The organism is Flavobacterium sp. CF136 (genome assembly GCF_000282055.1).
Classification (GTDB): Bacteria; Bacteroidota; Bacteroidia; order Flavobacteriales; family Flavobacteriaceae; genus Flavobacterium.
Genome location: NZ_AKJZ01000033.1, coordinates 33,705 through 57,005 on the forward strand (window position 1 = coordinate 33,705; position 23,301 = coordinate 57,005).

The 23,301-nt window shown below is 36.1% G+C and carries 10 protein-coding genes; 3 read left to right on the forward strand and 7 right to left on the reverse strand.

The features are described from left to right. The first annotated feature begins 71 nt into the window (after positions 1–71). From PMI10_RS11690 to PMI10_RS11700, 3 genes are all read left to right on the forward strand, one after another. Positions 72–2,315: a nitric-oxide reductase large subunit gene (locus tag PMI10_RS11690; protein WP_007808030.1), complete on the forward strand. Its 2,244-nt coding sequence runs from the start codon at positions 72–74 to the stop codon at positions 2,313–2,315. A gap of 440 nt (positions 2,316–2,755) precedes the next feature. Beyond that, on the forward strand, positions 2,756–3,265 hold the full coding sequence (locus PMI10_RS11695; protein ID WP_007808034.1) for a hypothetical protein: 510 nt from the start codon (positions 2,756–2,758) through the stop codon (positions 3,263–3,265). Then, entirely contained in the window at positions 3,255–4,232 is a 978-nt protein-coding gene (locus PMI10_RS11700) for a hypothetical protein (RefSeq protein ID WP_157489802.1), read from the forward strand. Before PMI10_RS11695 ends, PMI10_RS11700 begins: the two co-directional genes overlap by 11 nt. A gap of 377 nt (positions 4,233–4,609) precedes the next feature. Here the strand turns inward: PMI10_RS11700 and PMI10_RS11705 are convergent, their stop codons facing one another. The 7 genes from PMI10_RS11705 to PMI10_RS11730 all read right to left on the reverse strand — a co-directional run. Then, the gene (locus PMI10_RS11705) at positions 4,610–9,142 is read right to left on the reverse strand and encodes a glycosyl hydrolase (RefSeq protein WP_007808038.1); all 4,533 of its coding nucleotides are present in this window, start codon (positions 9,140–9,142) and stop codon (positions 4,610–4,612) included. A gap of 348 nt (positions 9,143–9,490) precedes the next feature. Then, positions 9,491–11,473: a RagB/SusD family nutrient uptake outer membrane protein gene (locus tag PMI10_RS11710; RefSeq protein ID WP_007808040.1), complete on the reverse strand. Its 1,983-nt coding sequence runs from the start codon at positions 11,471–11,473 to the stop codon at positions 9,491–9,493. Positions 11,474–11,486: 13 nt separating this feature from the next. Continuing rightward, on the reverse strand, positions 11,487–14,810 hold the full coding sequence (locus PMI10_RS11715) for a SusC/RagA family TonB-linked outer membrane protein (protein ID WP_007808042.1): 3,324 nt from the start codon (positions 14,808–14,810) through the stop codon (positions 11,487–11,489). 693 nt (positions 14,811–15,503) lie between these two features. Then, positions 15,504–15,779, reverse strand: coding sequence for a hypothetical protein (locus PMI10_RS22330; RefSeq protein ID WP_238539467.1), 276 nt, complete (start codon positions 15,777–15,779; stop codon positions 15,504–15,506). Between the two features lie 468 nt (positions 15,780–16,247). Beyond that, positions 16,248–17,138: an ankyrin repeat domain-containing protein gene (locus PMI10_RS11720; protein ID WP_007808045.1), complete on the reverse strand. Its 891-nt coding sequence runs from the start codon at positions 17,136–17,138 to the stop codon at positions 16,248–16,250. A gap of 27 nt (positions 17,139–17,165) precedes the next feature. Then, a complete protein-coding gene (locus PMI10_RS21685; protein ID WP_081491462.1) occupies positions 17,166–21,239 on the reverse strand; it encodes an RHS repeat domain-containing protein in 4,074 nt (1,357 codons plus the stop codon). 88 nt (positions 21,240–21,327) lie between these two features. Beyond that, the coding region (locus tag PMI10_RS11730; protein WP_007808053.1) for a beta strand repeat-containing protein at positions 21,328–23,301 on the reverse strand (1,974 nt) is incomplete at its 5' end.

Consider the following 23,301-nt stretch of genomic DNA (forward strand, 5'->3'; position numbering starts at 1 on the left):
CGCTTTATTATAGGAGCATTATTTTTACTTATTATAAACAATTAAACAAATAAGTTTAAAAATCAATAAAGATGAGAAGAGAAAAAAAACTATGGATTGCGTTTGCTCTCGTTATGAGTATTTCATTTGCAGTTTTGGGATACTATGGATATGAAATTTACCAGAAGGCCCCTCCTATTCCGCTTAAAATTGTTTCTACAGACAACAAAACCATCTTTACCGAGCAGGAAATTAAAGATGGCCAAAACATCTGGCAAAGTATGGGTGGCCAGGAAGTAGGGACAATTTGGGGGCACGGAGCTTATGTTGCTCCTGACTGGACTGCCGATTGGCTACATCGCGAAGCAATTTTTATACTGAATAAATTATCGCAAGATGAATTCCAAAAAAACTTTGCAGATTTATCTGACGAGCAACAAGCCGTGATGAAGATCCGCCTGCAAAACGACGTTCGAAAAAATACCTATAATGCAGAAAACAAAACGATCACCATTTCTCAAAACCGAATTGAAGCTATTGCTTATTTGAGCACTTATTATGAAGGTTTGTTTATGAATGATCCGAAGTTTGATCAATTGCGAAATGACTACGCCATTCCGAAAATGTCTATAAAAGACAAAGGAAGAATGCATAAAATGAGTGCCTTTTTCTTTTGGGCAACATGGGCAACGGTAACAAACAGACCTGATTCTGACATCTCTTATACCCACAACTGGCCTTCTGATAAACTAGTGGGCAATGTGGCTACAAAAAATTTACTTATTTGGTCTGGTGTCAGTATCATCCTTTTAATTTTATGTACCGGTCTTTTAATTTTCTATCATGTTAAATCCGGTGCCGATGAGCATCTGGAAACTCCTGCTGTTGACCCTTTATTAAAACAAGGGATGACACCTTCAATGTATCAAATAAAAAAATACTTCTGGGTAGTCAGTTTACTCATTATCCTGCAGGTTATTTTTGGTGTCATTACAGCCCATTATGGTGTAGAAGGAAATGGTTTTTACGGAATCCCTTTGGATGAATTCTTACCGTATGCCGTAACCAGAACCTGGCACACCCAATTAGCAATATTTTGGATAGCAACAGCCTGGCTTGCCACAGGATTGTATATTGCACCTGCTGTTTCCGGAAAAGATCCTAAATTTCAGGTTTTTGGAGTTAACTTTTTATTCTTTGCCTTGCTGATTATTGTTTTGGGTTCAATGGCCGGACAATGGTTTGGAGTAATGCAAAAATTAAACCTGGTAGATAATTTCTGGTTTGGACATCAGGGATATGAGTATGTAGACTTAGGCCGTTTTTGGCAATGTTTCTTATTAGTGGGTCTGTTTTTATGGTTAGCCTTAATGATTCGTCCATTAATTCCAGTGCTTAAAAAAGGTACTGAGGAACGTAATCTAATTATAATGTTTTTAATTTCATGTGCTGCCATTGCCTCATTTTACGGAGCTGGTTTAATGTGGGGAAGACAAACAAATTTGGCCATTGCAGAATACTGGAGATGGTGGGTAGTACATCTTTGGGTTGAAGGATTCTTCGAAGTATTTGCGACGGTTGTTATCGCCTTTTTATTTGTTCGCCTTGGACTTCTCAAAACAAAAACAGCTACACTAAATGTGATTTTTTCAACCATCATCTTTATGTCAGGAGGTATTTTAGGTACTTTTCACCATTTGTATTTCTCCGGGACACCTACTGCTGTGATGGCTTTTGGAGCTACATTCAGTGCTTTGGAAATTGTTCCTTTAGTATTGATTGGATATGAAGCCTACCACAATTATACCTTGTCTAAAGCTACACCATGGATTGTAGCTTACAAATGGCCAATATACTTTATGATTGCTGTAGCATTTTGGAATTTCTTAGGAGCCGGAATATTTGGCTTCATTATCAATCCACCAATAGCTTTATACTATATTCAGGGATTAAATACCACGGCTCTTCATGCACATACTGCTTTATTCGGAGTGTACGGAATGTTAGGAATTGGATTGATGCTATTTGTTTTAAGAAGTTTATATCGTCATGAAATCTGGAATGAAAAATTAATGAAATTTATATTCTGGTCAACCAATATTGGTCTTTTGACAATGGCATTGCTAAGTTTACTTCCCGTAGGTGTTTGGCAGGCTGTAGCGAGTATTGAACATGGTATGTGGTATGCACGTTCTGCAGAATTTATGCAGCAGCCCACAATGGTAACCCTGAAATGGCTGCGTGCTATTGGTGATGCTATTTTTGGTTTTGGAATTCTGGCTCTTTGTTATTTCGTATTTGAATTGACATTTAGAAAAGCTAAAAAAATAAGTTAGTATGCTATTTAAAAGTCATATATGGTAAATAATTGTGGATTCTGGAGGAGAATTATCTAATTGAAAGTAACTAATCATATTTACCGATGATTTTGTAGAACCAAAAAAGCCTGAAAAATCAATATTTTTCAGGCTTTTAATTTTCTTGTGATCCTTATACGTAGTTCGAACCATAAATTTATTCAAAATTCTCAACCCATTTTGAGAGTGTACCTCTTTTTTAGATAATCTAAGAAAGTTCATTTATATGTCCACTTTTATCCAGAAATTAGAGGCTCATTTTATCCAGAATATCCACAAAAGAAACAAAAATGGAAACCCAAAACCTCGGGATCTAATCCAGCTAAAACTATCAGTTCAAAAATCTAGATTTATTTCTGTAACTTTTTTAAAATATACCGACAAATATAGATTTAAAAATATATAAACATATAAATCAAATGAAGTCAAAAATTTTTTATGCACTAAGTATTTGCAACCTGTTAGCCTTTAGCTTCTATCTATTTTCATTTTCTAAGAAAGAAAACACTAAAGTTGTTGATTTTCAGGATAAAATAATAAAAGTAAGAGGTATTGTTGTTGTTGATTCACTTGGAGTAGAGCGGGTTATTATTGGTTCGCATTTGCCTGAACCTAATTTGAGCAGTTATGGCAGTAGATTAAATTCAAGAGATAAAGTTGGCGTTTCTGGTGTCATGCTTTATGATGCAGAAGGGCAGGAAAGAGGAGGCTATGTTACAGATGACGGTTTAGGAAACGCGTTTCTGTCTTTAGACTCGAAAACCAACATGCAATTGTTATTACTATCAGAGCCACAAGGTGCTGCAGCAATAATGTTAAATGACCATGATAGAAAAAACACGATAACACTATCTACCAGTGATGGAAATGCATCTGTAAAATTGAAGAAGAATGATAAAAATATAAAATTATATGAAAATGAAAAATAATAAAATTCTATCAACGCTCATTTTACTTTTTGCAATACTGGGTTGTAAGAGCCAAAATATTTTTATTCCTAAAATGACAAATATAAATCCGGTATCCTATACAGACGTAGTTTATACCGGTATTAAAGATACAGTTCTTGTTTCTACTTTCAGTGGGCGCATTTCCAAAAGAATAAATGGCAATCCAAAAGAAATTGCAATTGCAAAAATTGAGGATGAAATTTATTCCTTGGCTTATCATCCCCAACGAAAAGAAATTGCAGCAGCCACTTTAGAAAATGGTATCCTTTTAATCAATGAGAAAAATGGAAAAATCATAAAAAAACTGCCTTTAAAAACTACTTGGTCTATTGCGGTTTTCTTTTCGGATAATTTCAATTATCTGGTTACTCAGGACCAGAAAAAAAACCAATATATCTGGGATGTAACCAAAAATTACCAGGAATTGATGTTGCCATCTGATTTTCCAAAAGGAACTATTGTAAAAATTGACAAACAAAACATAGCAATAATTGTTACTCCAAGTAAAGTTATCTATTGGAATATGAATAACAATATGGTACAAAAAGAGATTTCAGTTGACCTGAATAAATTTACGGATATGGATAGTGAAGGAAATTTTCTTTCTTTAAATTATAATGAATGTACCAAATACAATAGCAATACGCATCAACCGGAATTTAAAGTAAAGCATCCCAATTGGATTACGCATGATATATACGATGAAAGTAAAGTATACGAAGACGCATACAGCATGAATCTTACCACGGCAAAATTTGCTAAAAATAAAATTTTCACGGCCAGTATTGACCGTTCTATAAGAGTTTGGGATAAAAAAACCGGAGAGCTTTTAAAATCATTAACAGACCATAAAGCAACTGTGAATAAATTAAAAGTATCAAAAGACGAAAGCCAACTTGTATCAATTGACCTAAAAGGTGGAATCCAGTTTTTGAACCTGGAGTAAAAACCTCGGTCAACAGGGTTTACATTTTCAGATACACCATAAAACATTGTAGATAAACAACTTAAATTAAAAACCTCTGCGCTTTCAGTGCAGAGGTTTATTTTTACGAGAGACTGTAAAGTCTCTCTATTTGAAAAAGGGTTTAATAGATAAAGTTTGTTTTATTTTGTGATATTCTGTTCAAATTTATACCCTATTGTATCTCAAAATTTGTACACCTTTAAAACACAGGATTGCTAATTTCTGCATCGGAAAACAGCTAAGCAAAACAGCAAACAAACAAGTTTATGAGGGATCTCACGATCCCCCATAATCACTACAAAAACTAAACACTATAAAAACTAAATAAACTAACTTTTCTTTTCTGTCAGATAAATCTATTTTTTAATAATTCGGATCGTTTTATCCGGATAAGACTGAAACTTTACAAAATATAATCCTGCTGTGTTACTGTCCAGATTCAAATGAATTTTACCATTCTCAACCTTATAATTCGATTCAGAAATTAATTTCCCATCTACGGTATAAATTGTAATTTTTTGGGAATCCCCGTTGGTTGGAAAATTAATATCAAATTGACCCAATGTAGGATTTGGAAAAGCCGTTATATTCCCAACAAATTCTGCCTGCGATTTATTTGTAGATAAGATAGAATCAATACTGCCATAAAATTCAAGTTCAGCTATATTCCCGTAACCAGTTGGTGTATACCAATATATGTATCTATATTTTTGAGTTGCCAAACCGCTGTCCGTTGTAAAAATATCATTGGCCGGTGTCTGTGTGATCACATGTAAAACGGCATAAGAATTAAGATAATCCTCGCTATTCGAACCTCGAATCTCACTTCCGTTTATGCGTGCACCAAAACCACTTCGGGGAACATATCTGATGTCTGTTAAACGGGCTTTTTTATCAGGTCCAAAATCATAACCTAAATAACCTATTGCAGTTGGCCCATCCACGAAAGTGCTCACATCTTCATCAAAAGCCTTTTCGATTGTCAAGCCACTATTTTGATAAGACCCTGAATGACCAATTATAGTCCCCGTAATCTTTTGTCCTTGGGCAGGTGTTGCACTTAAAATACCCGAATCAGGGCCTTCGCCTAAGGCATTAAAAGCAGAAATTTTATAGTAGTAAGGGTTCCCGTTTACAACAGCTACATCCTGATATTCATTTGTAGTAACAGTTGCTATAACGGTAAAAGGACCTGATGGTGAGTTGGATCTTTTTACATAAAAATTAGCATCGTACATAAAATCCCAATCAAGATTTACCTTTGCGTCACCGTATACCAAATTAGCATTTGTAACGGCAGGCGGAATCGCAAACGATAATGTTTTGACCTGTAAAGGTGAAGAATACTGACTTTCTCCTCCAGTATTCACTGATGCCAATTTATAGAAATAGTCTTTATTCTCTTCTAAATTGATATCATCAAAAGTGGTCTCTTTAAGATATACAGCAACATTTTCATACGTGCCATCAACAGTTGCCGATCTCTTAATAGTGTAAGATTCTGCTCCTGTAACCGCCGACCATTTTAAATTGATTATGGATCTCGATAATGCCTTTCCTTCAATATTTGTTGGAGTAGCTGCTATTGGCGCTTGCTCAAACACCAATATAGGCGAATATGCTGACTCTACATTGTCTTTACCAACGACTTTGATTCTGTATTCTGCTCTTGAATGAACCTGATCAGTCTTTTTAATAATCTTATAATCTGTTGATTCATAGAAAACCGAAAAATCACTTTCGCCATTTAATTTTCTTTCAACAATATATTTATTTACTAAATCATTATTGGTACCTGTCCAGTTTATAATAATATTTTGGTAGTCTGATGACAATTCATAACTCAGTATTTCAACTTTTGTCTTCCAGATTGGAATGAATTCTCTATTTGAACTATACGCTTTAGCCGAAGCATTGTTGGCATAATATTCTCCCGCCGGGGTTAAGACGACATAACTTGTAGGTGTGCTTGAAATTACGGGTGCAGTTTGAAGCCATACGTAATTTTGCCAGTTTGGATTTCTTGTTTTAAAGGCATCGTCTATAGTAACATACATTGCCCTTGCATCCTGTACCCAATTGTATATGGAATAGCGCTCTACATAATCTGTAGTTTCCAAAACAGTCAATATTGCTGCAAGATCATTTTTGTGTTTAACTGCATTTGCATCAGTAAGTACCGTAGGCCCGTCAGGAAAATTATTGCCTGTCCAGTTTGCGCCGACATTCCATTCTGTAATCCAAAGAGGTCTTTTGTATCTGTCATATATATTTTGCAAATCACTTTTCCACTGGGCTGCAGTCTTATACCAATAACAGTGAATAGCGACGTAATCGATTCGGTAATTATTAGCCTCTGCCTGGGTCATAAAATTGCCCATCCACGGATTAAACGGATCTGACGTTGCAGGAGAACCTAATCGTAAACCTGATTTCATTAGTGCCGGCCATGAAGTTATAGCTGCTTCAACCGTCATATTTGACTGATCTGGTCTATCTGGTTCATTAAATCCTAAAAGATGTGTGTAGCCTTCTTTAGTATATGCAGGAGTAAATGATGGCCAGAAATTAGTTTGTCTTATGGGTACATATTCTACATTTGGTGTAGTATCCATTCCGGTATTCCAATTGTAGTACCAAGTAATATTGGTTGCATTTATAGCCTCTGTACTTCCACCTGCGAGTCCTTTTTTGTTGACTTCATGCCATTTCATTGTTCTGATGAATGAAATGGTTCCGTTTAAATTAACGGGTAAAACCGCAATTTCCAAATCCTGATTTTCTGCTATAAAAACCCTGCTGTATCCGGATCCGTCTGCATTGGTAGCAAAAGTTGCCATATACCCTTTTTTCAATTTAAATGATTTGACAGCATTATCAAATGTGTCTAAATTATCATGTGGTGTAACCGCTGCAAATAGCTGTGAAGTTCCTCCAAAATTTTCAGCAGTAAAAACTTCTAATGGTTTTTCATCCACAGAATAAGGAGCTACCACTGCACCTCCAGCATAATTCGAGACATTTGCATTAATACCATTGCTTGCCAGAGCTCCATTTATCGATACAAATTTTAAATATGAATTAATGACTTCACTAGGCTTAACATTTTCAAAATACAATCGTGCATTTGCCGAATTTAAATTCACGGTTGCATTAATTAACGGGTTATAGGCATTTTTTAAATATAAAGAAGCCGCCGAATTTAAAACCACATTTGATTTTGCATAAGCTCCAACTGTAAGGCTGCTCGCTATTTCTTCAGTTTCGGCTGAAGGGCTGATGATTTTTTCCGGAGCATAAGCCGTATTTTCAAAAGTTACGGAACTCACAACCATATCAACGGCACCTGCTGCATAATTTTTACCGATAACAATATTGGCTATTTGTTGTGTCTGAACTTTTAAATCCCCTATTCCAAAAAGTGCTTTATCACCTGTAATATTGATGTAGTAAGTACCTGCAGTCTGAGACTGGAACGACAAATCACCTTTTCTTAGTTTATTAACATCGCCTGTTACAAAACTTTTAGAGGTAAGAACTGTACCTCCTCCATTGACTGATGTGGAAACAGATACATTTATTTGAGAGCCCGGAGCTAAATTTGAAATGTACTCATATAGCCATGAAAACTGATAATCTTTTGAAGCTTCCAGCTGTACCGGAAATGAATAAACGGAGTTTTCCTGAGTGCCGTCCCATCGGATATACAGTAACCTTCCTGAGTAATTCGCACCATCCGATTCAAGGGCATGTCCTGAAGTTACATCCATATAACGAACTCCACTGGCTGCGTTTGCAGTATTGAAAATAGCTGAAGAAACAGAATTTGTCCAGCCATAAGCAGTGGGTAAACCTAAATTATCATTAGCAAAACCATCCCATGTATTGATTAAATTTGACGATTTAAGTTTTAAATCTCCAATTGCCATAAGCCCGGATCCTGCGGTAATGGTGATGTAAAAAGTACCATCAGCAGTTGCGATAAAAGAAAAATCTCCTTTTCTTAATTTATTGGCATTTCCGGTTACAAATGTTTTAGAAGCGACAGCTCCGGTTCCGTTCGCAGCTGCTGAAATGGCTACATTAATCGGAGTTCCGGGTGCCGAATTGGATATATATTCATAAATCCATGAAAATTCATATTTCAGGTCTTTTTCTAATTTTACGGGATAACTGTAGGTTGAAGTAGAGTAAGCGCTGTTATCCCAGCGAATGTACATGATCCTTCCATTGTAAGCTGTATTATCGGATTCGAATGTATGTCCGGAAGTTACATCCAGATATCGGACACCGCTCGTAGAATTGGCTGTATTCCACGGAAGTGTTGCAACAGTATTTGCCCAGCCATAATCATTTGGCTTTCCTGAATTATTTCCTGCCACTCCTGCCCATCTCCCCAGTAAATTATCAGATCCGTATGCAATTGGTGAAGCTGAATTATCAAGTACAAAATCCAATGCTTTTGAAGTTAAGTAATGCCCATCCTGATAAATATTTACAAGACCATTTTTTACAGCATATCTGTAAGTTTGTTCCTGAGCATTATCCACAGAAGTACTTAAATTTTCAACTGCTGATAAAACTGTTGAATGATTTAAAGTAGTTTTATCTAAAGAAGTCCTGAATCCAAGTCCGGCGGTATTTTTAACTTCCACATCCAATCCTCTTCCCTGTGCCGAATTTACTTTGGCTTTTACTTCCAGCGTAAATTCTGTCTGATTGGATAATGGAAATGATATCACATCCAAAGTTGCATTATTGCTGAATACCTTAGAACTGCTTAATGATGTCGCTAAATTTGCCTTAACCGGTAAATTAGGGGCCTGTGCCTGTATCCGAAACAAAAATACGGATAACCAGACTAGTAGAAATGTGTATATTTTTTTCATATAAAGTCTTATTTAAAAATTGTTTTACATTTTTTAGTTAGTAACAAATTATTGTGATGCAGAAACCAAAAGACTACTACAGTTATTAACCTATAAAATTTTATTTATTCATGTGAATTATGACTGGATTAAAAGAATATTTAAAATCCAGATTCATAAAGACCGCCAGCATTATCCTTTTACAGATAATGCTTAGTGGTCAATGCTTTTAAAAAATTATTAATTGAGGGGGCAAAATTTAACTCTTTCAAAATAAATGTACAGTTGTTTAAAACTCAAAACTGTTAGGTAATTTTGAGCCATTAAACTATTTGGTATCGGTACATTCAAATTAGTATTTTTAGCATACTATAATGTGCTTTCATCAGCAACAGCATCCTGCCATTTATCCCAAACCTTAACGTTAGGATCGTAACCATCATAACCGTAGTTCTGGCTTAATTTACCTTTAATATTAGCCGTTATAGCGCTGTTTGGAATTGGCCAGTAGTTATTACGTTTGTCCATAGTATAAAACTTAGTACCATTTGGTACAACAATCCCACTAGGATATTTGTTGTAGAGTGTATAATGTACAATACGCTGATACCAGTAACTACCTCCGGCTGCATCAGTTCCGGACTGTTTATCCCAATCCGTTTTATTGTAAGTCTGCCCCCACTCATCCGGTTTTCCGCTGAGAGCGAGACAGTGCGAAATACGTTTTAATTCTACATTTCTCCATTCTTCCAGATAAAGTTCTCTTCCTCTTTCTGCACAAATATCACCTATCGTTACCTGTCCGTACATTTGTGACGCACCCGCTCTGGCTCTGATCGTATTTACATCCTGAGCTGCTCCGCCAATATTACCCTGATAAAAACGTGCTTCAGCTCTTAACAGGTAAGTTTCAGCTAAACGATATAAGTACCAATGGGCTTTACTTCCGGTACTGGCTCCCTGAAAATCAGTTGCATTTGTATTGGTTTCATTTACAACATCATGCAGATAGATTTTATACAAAGGAAAATCAAACCATTCACGAAGGGTATCCTTTGATAATAAAACGTTTCCTTCTTTCATTCTAAAATTTTGCTGGTAGTATGCAGAAGTCTTATCACTGTATTTAAGATCTTCCATATTCACCCAGTTACCGACAGTATTATTATGCCTAAGATCCTGCTTATCCTCAATACCGTTTACGACCCACATTGGGTGCTGCGAATAATAAGAAGCACTAATAGTAGCAATACCACGTCCCAGCGCTCTTGCATAATCATATTTAACCTGGTAATTAGCATTGTTTGAGGCAAAACGACTTGCTGCTTGTTTACCATCAGGTGTTGTAAGAGTCCCTGAATTCCAGTTTGGTCCAAAAATTCTCATCGAGGCAAACGGTAAAAATGATTGTACTCCCCCATTTGGCATAACCATTATGGCTTCTCTATTAGCAGCAATAACTTTATTTTCGGGTCTGTGTAAATCCCAAACGACATTTCTTGTAATTGCCCAGGTTTGTGGATTTCCTCCCGGATCAAAAGTTCCAAAATTGCTTTGCATTAAAGAATAACCTGACTGATTAATAAGAATATTTGCTTGTGCTTCCGCTTCCGAAAATCTGCCGGAAGCCAAATAACACTTAATCAGCAACTGACGGCATGCCCCTTTATTAACCAAACCCAAATAAGGCAGTTTTGACTGCTCCGGTACCCATTCTACAGCCTTCTCCATGTCTGCTGTAATCATTTCGATGATCGCTTCCTTTTTGGTAGAATAATAACTCTGCTTTGGGACCTCCAAAATTTTAGTAATTAACGGTATATCTCCAAATTGATATACCAGATTCAGATAACGGTATGCTCTATGAAAATAGGCCTGACCGATATACTTATTCTTAACTTCCTGAGTCAAACTTGTCACATTATCAATATACGTCAATATGGTATTGGCATGTTTAATACCGTTGTAACCTTCAACCCAGTAAAATCCAAGGTAAAAATCATCATTTGTTGCTGTTTTAAAGCTTCCGGTAGGTACTATAGTGTTAGCAAAATCAGAAATAGTGCTGCTATTATCCGTTTTTCCATATTTTGCCATATCAGAGAAAACATATTCCGTACCGATAGGCACACTATTACCGGCAGCATTATAATGAATATAATTATTACGCAATTGTTTATCGGCACTTGCTAAAACTGCCTGTAAACCGGATTCAGTAGTAAATGTAGTTTCAGGTTCGTAAAACGAAAGCGGGTCCGGATCCAGAAAATCCTTTGAACAAGAAACCAAAAGAGCAGTAGCTACTACTAAAGGTGCAAGTGTTGAGATTCTATTTTTTATATATCTTTTCATTGTTGAGTAATTATTAAAGTGAAACGTTAAAACCTAAATTAAACATTCGTGTAGCCAGTCCCCCTGTTTCCGGGTCTCCATAATATTTCCATTCGCCGGAAGCAGACCATGTTGCAACGTTCTGAACCGAAGCATAAATTTTGAAATTTATCACATGCAAACGATCTAAAAGATCTTTAGGGAATGTATAAGCCAGAGAAATATTGTCTAAACGAATAAAACTACGGTCATATAATTTTGCTGTTCCGGCTCCTGCAGGCCCTCTGGCATCAAGACGTGCCCAGTCATTGGTTGGATTATCAAGTGTCCAATATGGATTTACAAATGGATTGTAGTTGTTTGTATATAAACTGCCATCATTATAAGTATTCATATAGCGTCCGTCAAGCGATTTGTGCCCCATGTAGGAATACATATTAACTGCTAAATTCCAATTTTTATAAATTTTAAATTCATTACGAAGTGACCAGTTAACTGGAGGTGCCGCTTGTCCTAAAAACTGTTTGTCTTTTTCATTATAAGTTGGTTTTCCATTAACATCGTCGGCAGTGTAGCTATTTTCAACTTTTGGGTCACCAGGGCGTTGTCCATATTTTGCAGCTTCTTGCCACTCTTCTTTTTGCCAAATCCCAATCACTTTATAATCCCAGATTTCAGAAACTGGTTTACCAATAAACCATCCATTTGTTTTATCATCTGCCTCTTTTGTTCCAATAACATTACCATTGGCATCCTTAACATCTTCCATATTGCCATATAATGCATTAATGGTGTTCTTATTGTATGAAAAAGCAACACTGGTAGTCCATTCAAAGTTTGGATTTTTTACATTTAAAGTAGTAAGACTTATTTCAATCCCTCTATTTTCAACCTCTCCAAGATTGGTTGCAATTGATGAAAATCCAGTGAATTCAGGCAGACGCTGACTCATAATCATATCATTGGTAATCATTCTGTAAACATCTATAGTGCTTGTAATTCGGTCATTTAAAAAACCCAGGTCAAGACCAATATTTGTTGCAGTTGTTTTTTCCCATTGAAGATTTGGATTTGCCATACGATCAATTCCTAAATATTTCATATCAACAATATTTCCTGAAGCATCTATATATCCCATTGTTGCTCCGGTACCTGAAGCTAAGTTTGCCAAAGCTAAGTAAGGATCAGCAAGCGATCGGTTTCCGTTTTTACCCCATGACAAGCGTAATTTACCTGTACTTAAAGGATTCCAATTGAACCAACTTTCTTTATTAAAATTCCATCCTAATGCTACAGAAGGAAAAGTTGCGTAAGGATACGAAGCTCCAAATGCTGAATACCCATCACGACGCACCGTTCCTGTTATCATATAACGATTATTAAACGAATAAAAAAGTCTCGCCATTAATGCATCGGCTGTCTGATGTGTATCCGTGGTAGAAAACGAGCTATTTAAAAGTGTTGCATTAGAAGTATTGTGAAACCCTAATGCATCTGAAGGCAGGATGTTACGGGCTCTAATAATATCAGACCATGTTTGAAGTTCTTCAACTTCCTGAACAAAAGTTGCTACGATATGGTGTTTTTCAGCAAATGTATAATCCCATGCTAATGTATTATTCAGGTTCCAGGTAAATTTTTTACCGCTTTCTCTATCCACCCCTATATTAGCGGGATTCCAGCCTTTATGACCTGATGACTGAAAATAACGATTATAAAAAAATTCATAACGTGGCGCAACATTAAATGAATAAGTAATACCCAAAGGCAAATTTACCTTAGTATTGAAAATGGTATTCAACACAGTATACCCTTTCTCAAGCTCCATAAATTGGCGGTCATAGTAATAATTATACCCTCCAATAGTTGGTCCCATAGGTTGTCTTTCATATTCACCGTTTGCATTTTTAAAGTTAGAAAACGGGCTGTTTCTTAACATATTTGCATCCCAATAATTAGTACCGGTACCAACAGAGATATCTCCATCTGAACGATCCTGAAAATTAACGTTAGCTCCAAATTCAAGCCAGCTCGTGATTTTTGCATCAACTTTCATATTCGCACGAACTGCAGAATAATCATTACCCTGAATAGCTCCTTCTGAAGTTAAATAACCCAATGACATATAATAATTTACTTTATCGCTTGCTCCCGAAACACTTAAATTATTGTCATGATTTATTCCTGTTCTAAAAGTACTGTTATACCAGTTGTGCGTTTTTCCTTCTGTAAAATTTTTCAAAAGCGTAGCGTCAGTAATGCCCAAACGGAGTCCCCATACTTCATTCAGACTCTTCCCTTGTATTTGTCCGGCAGGTTGATAAGCTAACCATTGAGCCTGAGATATACCATACTGATCTAATTGGTTAGGGTTTGAGAAATACCCCACCTGACCAACACGATTTGCAATATAAGCTTCGTATTGTCCTGATGTTGTATTTGGTCCATACGTTTTAGCAGTCTCCCAATCTTCACGATATTTTACATACCCCTCTGGAGAATATACATCGCGATAGGCACTTTTGCTGCTAATTGTTGTGTTTGTAGTAATATTGATAACAGGCTTACCGGTTTTTCCTTTTTTTGTTGAAATAACAATAACCCCTGCTGCTGCTTTAGACCCATATACAGCTGTTGCTGATGCATCTTTTAAGATATCTATCTGACCAATATCATCAGGATTAATTTCTGAAAGTTCACCATAGAATTGCATTCCGTCTAGAATAATAAGTGGTGAATTATGACCTCCGTCAGAATAAACAGAAGTCTGTCCACGAATTTGCAAAGACCCTCCTCCTTTTGCATCAGCTGAATACCCAACTTTTAGGCCGGGAACGCCTCGCAATAAATCCTGAACGGTCTGTGGGTTTTGATTTGCTAAAGCTTCCGGTTTAACCTGGACAATTGCTCCGGTTAAATCCTTTTTCTTCATTTTACCATATCCCACTACTACAACTTCCTCTAAAGAAGCGACATTCTCCTTTAATTGGACAATAATATTAGATTTGTCTTTTATAACAATTTCCTGAGTTACAAAACCAACAAAGGAAACGACCAATACTGAATTCACATCTCCTGTTAAACTAAATTTCCCGTCAAAATCTGTTATAGTACCTATTTTTGTTCCCTTTATCGAGACAGAGGCACCAGGCTGTGGCACACCATTTTGGTCCTGAACTTGTCCGCTTATGTTATTTTGCTGTTGGACTTTTTCAAGCCCCGTTATACTATTGGAATTAATAGTGTAAGCTTGCATTTGAGAAAAAGAAACCAATGCACAAAATATGGTGAGTTTCTTTTTAAAATCAAATCCGGATACATAATCAGGAGCTTTGATTTTCCTAATAAAATTTGTCATCTTTGGTTGTAATTTTTGGTTAATAAACTAGTTAAATTCATGAATTACAGAAACATAATTTAAAAAAGCAGCACTGCTTAAAATTTTACTTTTTACAAGTTTTTTAAGAATACTTCATCTCTGTTACATATAATTCACATTGTAAATCTAGTATTACACATAAAAGTAAAGGGGGGGCATTACAACATTATAAAAGGGTCAAATCAACTATTTTATAAATAAAAACGTCTTTTTTTACATATATAATAAAAAACAAATAGTTAATCCCTCAAGAATTCAACAAAAGCCTGGCGAATCTATTTTTTTAAAGATTTAAAAAATAGTTTACCAAAAAAATAATCTACGATAGATCTATTGTTCATAAAAAAACAGGGGAATGTACTGTATCTATGAAATCAAAACTACCTCATCAAGTATTAAAAAAACTTTATTCCGTAATCCCGAGAAGAGGATAATTTTTAGGTCATGTGGAGTATTTACCTGATAAATATTAAAACATTTACAATTGGTATTCGCATAGCGGATGAGTATGACGAATTTTTCGGTTTATAAAAGCAGATATTTATTTTTATAACCGATTAAATGAATTCAGAACAGATAATTAATTCCAAATTAGAGACATGAAGTACCCAAATCTCAAAATTTCATCATCTTTCTTAAATAATTTATTATGAAATTTTGTGAGGGCCTATATTAGGTGTGACCCTGCACTAAGAAGAGTTTGTGAGGTCCATATTTAATAGAATTAACATAAAGACGGACCCTCTTCTCATCAATCAAATATCTGTAGTTTTTTAACCTGTCGGTAAATATCTTTTTCGGTTCTGATAATTTTAAAGTATCTAGGACACAACTTAAGGTTTTATTGGTTCGTTTGCCAACATTAAAGCTGACAACCTTTTGAGAATTCTTCTTCAGAGCATAAACCAGCCAAATAAAATTTCTTTTGTTTCTGATATAAGTGCACATTTCATCGACTTCATAAGTTTTTCCTTTACTGATAATGGACTGATGAATATTCTCCTCAATTGTTATAATTCTTTTTAATAATGTGGTATTCGAAATTTTTAATATTCTTGCAGTGCTTCTTATTCCTAGTCTCTCTTTGGTTAATTGAATAATATTCTGGTTTATATCTCCCTTATAAGCCAGATATACATAATTTTCAACTCTGATTTTCCCGCATTTTCTGCAAAATATATCTTTGATTCCCAGACTTTGTCTTTCGATACTTTATCATCTTTCGAACGCCACCAACACATCTGTACCACGTAGTTTAATTTGATTCCATTTTTTTCGATTTAAGGCATTATAAAATAAAAAAACAGCCCGAAGGCTGTTTTAATTTTTTCTAATATCAATATAAATCATTGATAATCTAGAAATGTTCGATGTAATAATTAACCACCAACATATGATACATTACCAATTGTTAACTTAATATTTTTCGATATATTCCATCCAGTTATTTGGGTATTTTTTTTTAATCTTTTTTAATGTTTTTTCAGGAATAGGCTCATTAGAATAATTAAGTCCTTTATTTTTTAAATATTGTATAATTTGTTGTTTTTGTTGATATTCAGGGGAATCTAAATCAAAAACACATTGCCGTAAAGCCTTTAAAATGTAAATATTTTGACCTTTTGCATTTTTTGACATTGGTAAATTGTAATTTGCTCCTTTCTTAATTAAATAAAGAGCAACATCCATTTTGTCTAATGTAAGTGATAATCCAAGAGGCAAGTCTGTATGACCTTCGTTATAATAATTTAAATCTGCGCCTGCATCAGTTAGCAATTTTACTTTTTCAAGACTAGTAGAATCAAAATATGAAATAGCAGAAGTCAATGCTGTTTTTCTTGCTTGGTCACCTTTTTTTGTTTGAATATTTTCTCTTGAATTAGGATCGCCCTTATACTTCAAAAGTAATTTTAAATAATTTATATCGTTATTTTTCGTAGCACATATCATTGCGGTTTCTCCTGTATAAGAATCTCCTAAATTTGGGTCTGCACCTAAGACTAATAAAAGATTTACACTTTTATACTTGTTATTTTTTATTCCTAACATTAAAAGTGTACTTCCAAATTTTGGTTCTTTATAATTTGGATTTGTTTTTTTTAAATGTACTTCTTCTTTTATTAACGTAAGATTCTCATCTTCAATAGCTTTAGCTAAATTCCAAGCTGGTGTATCTTGAAATAACCTGATGTCATTGCCTAAAAGCTCACTTTTATTTATTTTACTTTCTCTATTGTTTATTTTTTCTTCTTTATTATTACAGCTAACTGCTATAAATAAAACTATCAATATGATTTTATTTTTCATTACAATTTATTATTTGATACCATATAATTAATGAAAACTTGGAGGGGTTAAAGCTTGTTTAATCGTATTCCACATACTTTGAATCGCTGTTGGTTGAGATAATGAATCTATAATGGAATTAATACTATGTCCATTGTATATTCCACTTGCATTTCTAGGACTTAAAAAATGTTTTTCTCCTCCAGCTGTTGGAACTAATGGCGAAACAGCAAATTTTGAGCCTTGCTGAATAGCATTTAGTGGGTCAGTTGTCATAATATACGCATCAGTATCAGATTTCTTTGATACACCACCTGTAAACAAACTAACACCAGCTGCATTAAAAGTTATAGCACTATCTCCAGTTGCAATCGCATTTGCTTCTGCAAGCCCTCCTCCTAGTGAATGCCCTGTAAAAGTAATTTCGCCATCCAATCCCTTTTCGAGAGCTTTTGCATTACCTACTGATTGATTATATTGTTCAGATGCTCCAGCCAATTGAGTACCATTATTCTTCCAGTCTTTTCCGTCTTCTGTTCCAGCTGTCGCATATGTATATTCTGTTTTTCCATCAACAGTTCGTTCATACAATGCAGATTTGAATCCAGTTTTGCCATTACTGTAACTTAGATTCGACATTGCTGCAGAAGGCTTCCATCCTCCTTGTAATTCTACTTTATCCTTTGGGTCAGCATATACATGCTTAGCCATTAAAGCCGCTTCTAATGGAGTAGGTATAGCCATCATCCCATCTGGGTCAATGAAATAGACAGGATTATTTAGTGCATACGTATATGGATTAAATCTTCTAGATTTTTCCGCTAACGGGTCAATATTCATCCAGCGGCCTAATGCAGGGTCATAATTTCGTGCTCCATAGTCGTACATATTCAGTCCCAGCTCATCTTGCAATTCCTTGCCATTGTACTTATACTTTTGACCTGTACTATTTCCCTTTCCTAAAACTGTTGCGCCATTATAGCCTAATTGTCTTAATCCAAAAGGATAATAATTGCTCTCCTCTACGATTTCTGAACTATTAACAGCACCATCATCGTTTCCATCGCCATAGCTTAGACGTATATTTCCTAAATGATCTTTGTACTGGTAAATATAACTAAAAGTTCCCGCATTATTAGCTGCATAACCCTCAGGTTGAGGAAAAAATTTAAGCTTATTATTCTCATATTGATAGCCATTGGCATAATCAGTAGTGATAGTCCCTGCAATCTTACGCTGTTTAACACCTGTCGCATCATAAACGTAATTAATGGTTCCGCCCAGCAAAGCGATATCCGTAGGCAGATTAAGGTAATTATAATTTATATCGGTTATTATACCTTTGTTGGCATCGGTTTTCATATTACCGTTATCATCATAGGTATATTCTGTAGTTGCAGTGCTTCCGTTTTTAAAACCTTCGGTGTTTATTGGTGCACTATCTTCTACCTTAATAAGCCTGTTGTCGGAAGGATTGTAGGTATATATCAAATCGTCAATTGTTCCAAAACTGCTGGTGCCCGGTACTGTATTCCCTTTTCTAAATAATGTCTTTATATTCCCGTTTTTGTCATAAGTCGGATTTTCATTATAATTTCCGAGATTATCTGTCGCAAATGCTAAGCGGTTTAAGGCATCATAGGTATAATTATAATTTCTTAAACTGGTATCCGCATTAGCTGTTCGCCAAAATGTCTGGCTTATGTTTCCGTTATACAATGCAGTCCCGCCTGAAACAGGAATATCATAACTCACTTGAAAAGCAAACAGATCTGTTCCTATGGCATTAACATTGTTTATTCCTTTTAACCATCCTCGTACATTATAGCTGTAATCTACATTTTGTAAACGGTTTTGGCTTGTTTTTCCGCCTACGGACTTAAGTACCAGTTGCCCCAGATCATCATAGGTGTTTGATGCAATAATTTCTTCAGGCTGGCTGTTTATTTTTTGTTTTTGTACCAGACGTCTTCCCGTATGATCGTATGTAAAACCATCAACTACTGTTGTTGTTACACCTACTCCGGTATGGGTACTGGTCGTTTCTGTTGCTTTCCCTGTAAAATCAAGATTACTTTTTACTGTGCTTGTAATTTGCAGATAATCATTGTAATTGTAATTATAAATCGGTCTGCCCTTAACATCGTAATAAATTACGTTGGTGATCCATTTGGCCTTTTCCAAGACCCTTACTTTACTTCCTGTTGCCAATCCTTTTGCATTGCTTACAGGAGTAATACCATAAGAAACAACTGCTGAAGGCAGAGGCCCTATCAGGTCAAAACTGTAATTATCATAATAATTAATAATGTTTAAATTGATATCCGTATTAGGGAAAGAAGCATTACTGTAATACGCGGTAGCATCCCCAATTACTGTAGCGCCCTGAGCCTGTTCATTTAAGGCAGCGACACTAGCGGTAGCCAAATCTTGTACTGCTTTACGCGTAATAGTTACACTATTGACATATTCTCCGGTATAAACCGGCCTATTAAAAGCATCATATTTGGTAAACAGCCATTTTTTACCGATCCTGAGATTAGCATCCTGGGTTAGTATCGGCCTGTCGAGTTTGTCATAAACAATATATTCCCATTCTTTTCCGGGAAGTTTCTTCTCCACCAATCGGTTGCGATAATCGTACTTATAACGGTAACATAAATTATTGAGTGTTGTATCATCAAAAGCACCATTAGCCAAAGGAGGCAATACATAGCTTAGATTTCCATATTGATCGTAAACATAATACGTGTCGTGAGGAACCTGATTATCATAAGTTCTTTTTAAGACTACACGGCCTTCTTTGTCCTTAAACTCCTCGGTTGTCCGGTCTAAACCTGATATCCAGTTTTCATCTTTTGTTACCGTTTTATATAACTCGCCGGCATTATAGTTAATAGTCTGGGTTATTGATGGATTATAAAGACCTAAAGTTGTTAGATTGTCGGTACTTACCGCTATAAATTGTTTCACTTCCGTCGCACTATTGGTCTGATAGTCCAATTTTACCTCATGGCCTGAAGTCAGTTGGGTTTTCCAGCTGTTTCCCGGAGCTGCCTGTTTCAGGACACGGCTTAATGGGGAAGACTCAAAAGATTTTTCACTAAACGGGTTTGCCGTATTCTCATATTTTGTAGTATTGTAATAAGCCAAAACATCTGTAAGAGGGGCTGTCTGTATTAAACCTCCGGTACCCGATACAGCATAAGGTAAATATTCTTTGGCTTGTCTTCCGAGATTATCATACTCATTGTGGGTTATAATATCGCTGGATTCAAATCCCTTTACTAAACCTAAAATACTGGCCTGATTATTATCTATTTTTTGTAAAACAGGATTGTAAAAATACTGGCTTACAGCAACATCTGCTGCATAATACAAATAACTCCTAAAATACGAATTCGTCGTAGTACTGCTCCATTTAAAATCAGTTCCGCTTAATACCTTATTGCCTGCCATATCATATACACCGCTTATTCCGGAATATCCTCCTGCATAGGTCGAGGGTTGAATCAGACCAACCATCAGGTACCAGGTATCCAGCGCGGGTAAATTCCCATACCAAAAATAAGGGTTTCCATTAGCAGTGCCATCTAAATTGACAACATTTTGTGTACCATGAAAAGTGGTACCATTTTGTCCTCCCGTGCGTTTTACCCAAACAGCATATTGATAGGATTGGGTTTTATCAATAGGAACCAGTGAAGTATTCCAGCCGCCATCGGCATCGCTTGCTGCATCATTAACGCATCTCCATAACCGGTCTGTCTTCCCAAACGGATTCAACCCGTTAATTCTGAGGTTCTCTGTGAGTTGTCCATTTTCAGTAAAAAAAGATACTGCACCGATGCCTAATGTCCAGTTATTTTTCCAATCTAATAAATTATTATCTAACTTATTAGCTCCCTGACTTATGCCAACTGACTGTTTTAAACGACCCAGACCATCAAAATAATTTATATTTCTCTGTATGTCTGTTTTAGACAAGGTATTATAATTACTGCTTTGTACCGCTTTCTGCGGTGCTTCGGTGTAAATAAAATTCTCATTACTAAATTGCTGTGCCGCAATATTCATACTGGTAAATAACAACACAAACAATATTGATAGATTTTTTTTCATGTAACTTATTTGATATTTAAACTAAGTATATTGGAAATTTCCTGAGTTAACGCTGACCTGACAATCATTTTTAAATAGCTCTTCATTATTAATTAGAAACAAACCAATAGTTTAATGCTCCTCCGGGTGTCAATGAATAGGCAAAAAGGAGTCGTCCAACTGCACCGCCATAACCACCACTAAAAGTAACCGTTGCCCCGGCAGCTATCGTAGCATAATTTGAAGAAACGAAATATTGTCCGGAAGTCGTAAATGTTCCATTCACCGATAAACCAGTCCCATTAACACTACCACCACCACTGCCTGATCCTGATCCTGTCAAAGATTGTACTGCAGCATAAACATAAATAGGCGTGGTCCGAGTATTTACAATCGTTCCGTTTACTGATGTTCCTACAGTTGCGGGGTACGTCCCTGCGGTTACATGAAATCCTATCACAGGGGCCGGAATACTGGCTGTCGACATTGCTAAAGAAGTTGACATACCATCTCCTGCGGCATTGTAAGCAAGCACCCGTATCGTGTAACTCGTCGAAGCTGTGAGTCCGGAAAAAGAACCTGAAACAGCAGTAGTAGTAATTGGGGAATCTCCATTCTTAAAAATTTTATAGCCTGTAGCTCCCGCAACAGCTGTCCAGGAAAAATTTATAGAAGAAGTAGTATTACTTGTAAGAGTCAAACCTGTAGGAGCTGGTAACATAACAGGTGTTGAAGCCGTAGACATTACTACAGAAGAGGACAAACCATCTCCCGAAGCATTGTAAGCAAGCACCCTTATTGTATAATTAGTAGAAGCTGTGAGTCCTGAAAAAGAACCTGTAGCAGCAGTAGTCGTTATTGGAGAATCACCATTCTTAAAAATTTTATAACCTATAGCGCCTGAAACGGCAGTCCATGAAAAATTTATAGAAGATGTGGTAGTGCTTGTAAGAGTCAAACCTGTAGGAGCTCCTAACAGAGTAGACATTGACACCGAAGAACATAAAGCACCATCACCTGAAGCATTAGAGGCCAGTATCTGAACTCCATAGACTGTCGATATCGTTAATAGAGATAATGAACCCGTAGTAGTAGTTACTGTACTTGTATATACACCATCTTTATATATTTTATAAGCAGTAGCTCCAGCAACGGCTGCCCAGGAAAAACTTATTGATGACGGTGTGGCACTGGTAAATGTTAATCCTGTAGGTACTGTAGGCAATGTACTCATCGATACTGCAGGACAGAGTGTACCACTCCCTGATCCATTAACGGCTAGCACCTGAATACCATAGGCTGTCGAGGCAGTTAATCCAGATAATGAACCATTGTTCGCAGTTGTTGTTATACCCGTATCTGATCCTCCATTATATATTCTATAAGCTGTAGCTCCTGCAACTGCTGTCCACGAAAAGTTTATAGACGTAGCTGTGGCACTGGTAAAAGCTAATCCTGTGGGTACAGCCGGCAATGTACTCATCGATACAGAAGTACATAAAGTTCCATCACCTGACGCATTAGTGGCCAATACCTGAACATTATACGCCGTAGAAACTGTCAATCCTGATAATGAACCTGTAGTTGTAGGGGCAGTTACAGTACTTACATAAATACCATTTTTATAAATTTTATAACCAGTAGCTCCTGCAACAGCTGTCCACGAAAAGTTTATATCTGATGCAGTAGCACTCGTAAAAGCTAATCCTGTCGGTGCTGCTGGTGCTGTAGTCATAGATACAGCATTAGATAAACCTCCATCACCTGACGTATTAGTAGCCAATACCTGAACATTATACGCTGTAAAGGCTAACAATCCTGATAAGGACCCTGTGGTAGTGGTCACTGTACTGATATACACACCATCTTTATAAATTTTGTAACTTATAGCACCTGTAACAGCAGTCCAGGAAAAGTTTATTGAAGTAGTTGTTGCGCTTGTAAAAACTAGTCCTGCCGGAATAGCTGGTAATGTACTCATCGATACAGCTGTGCATAAAACACCATCTCCTGAGGCATTCGATGCCAGCACCTGGACATCATAAGCTGTTGAGGCTGTTAATCCTGATAAAGAGCCTGTAGT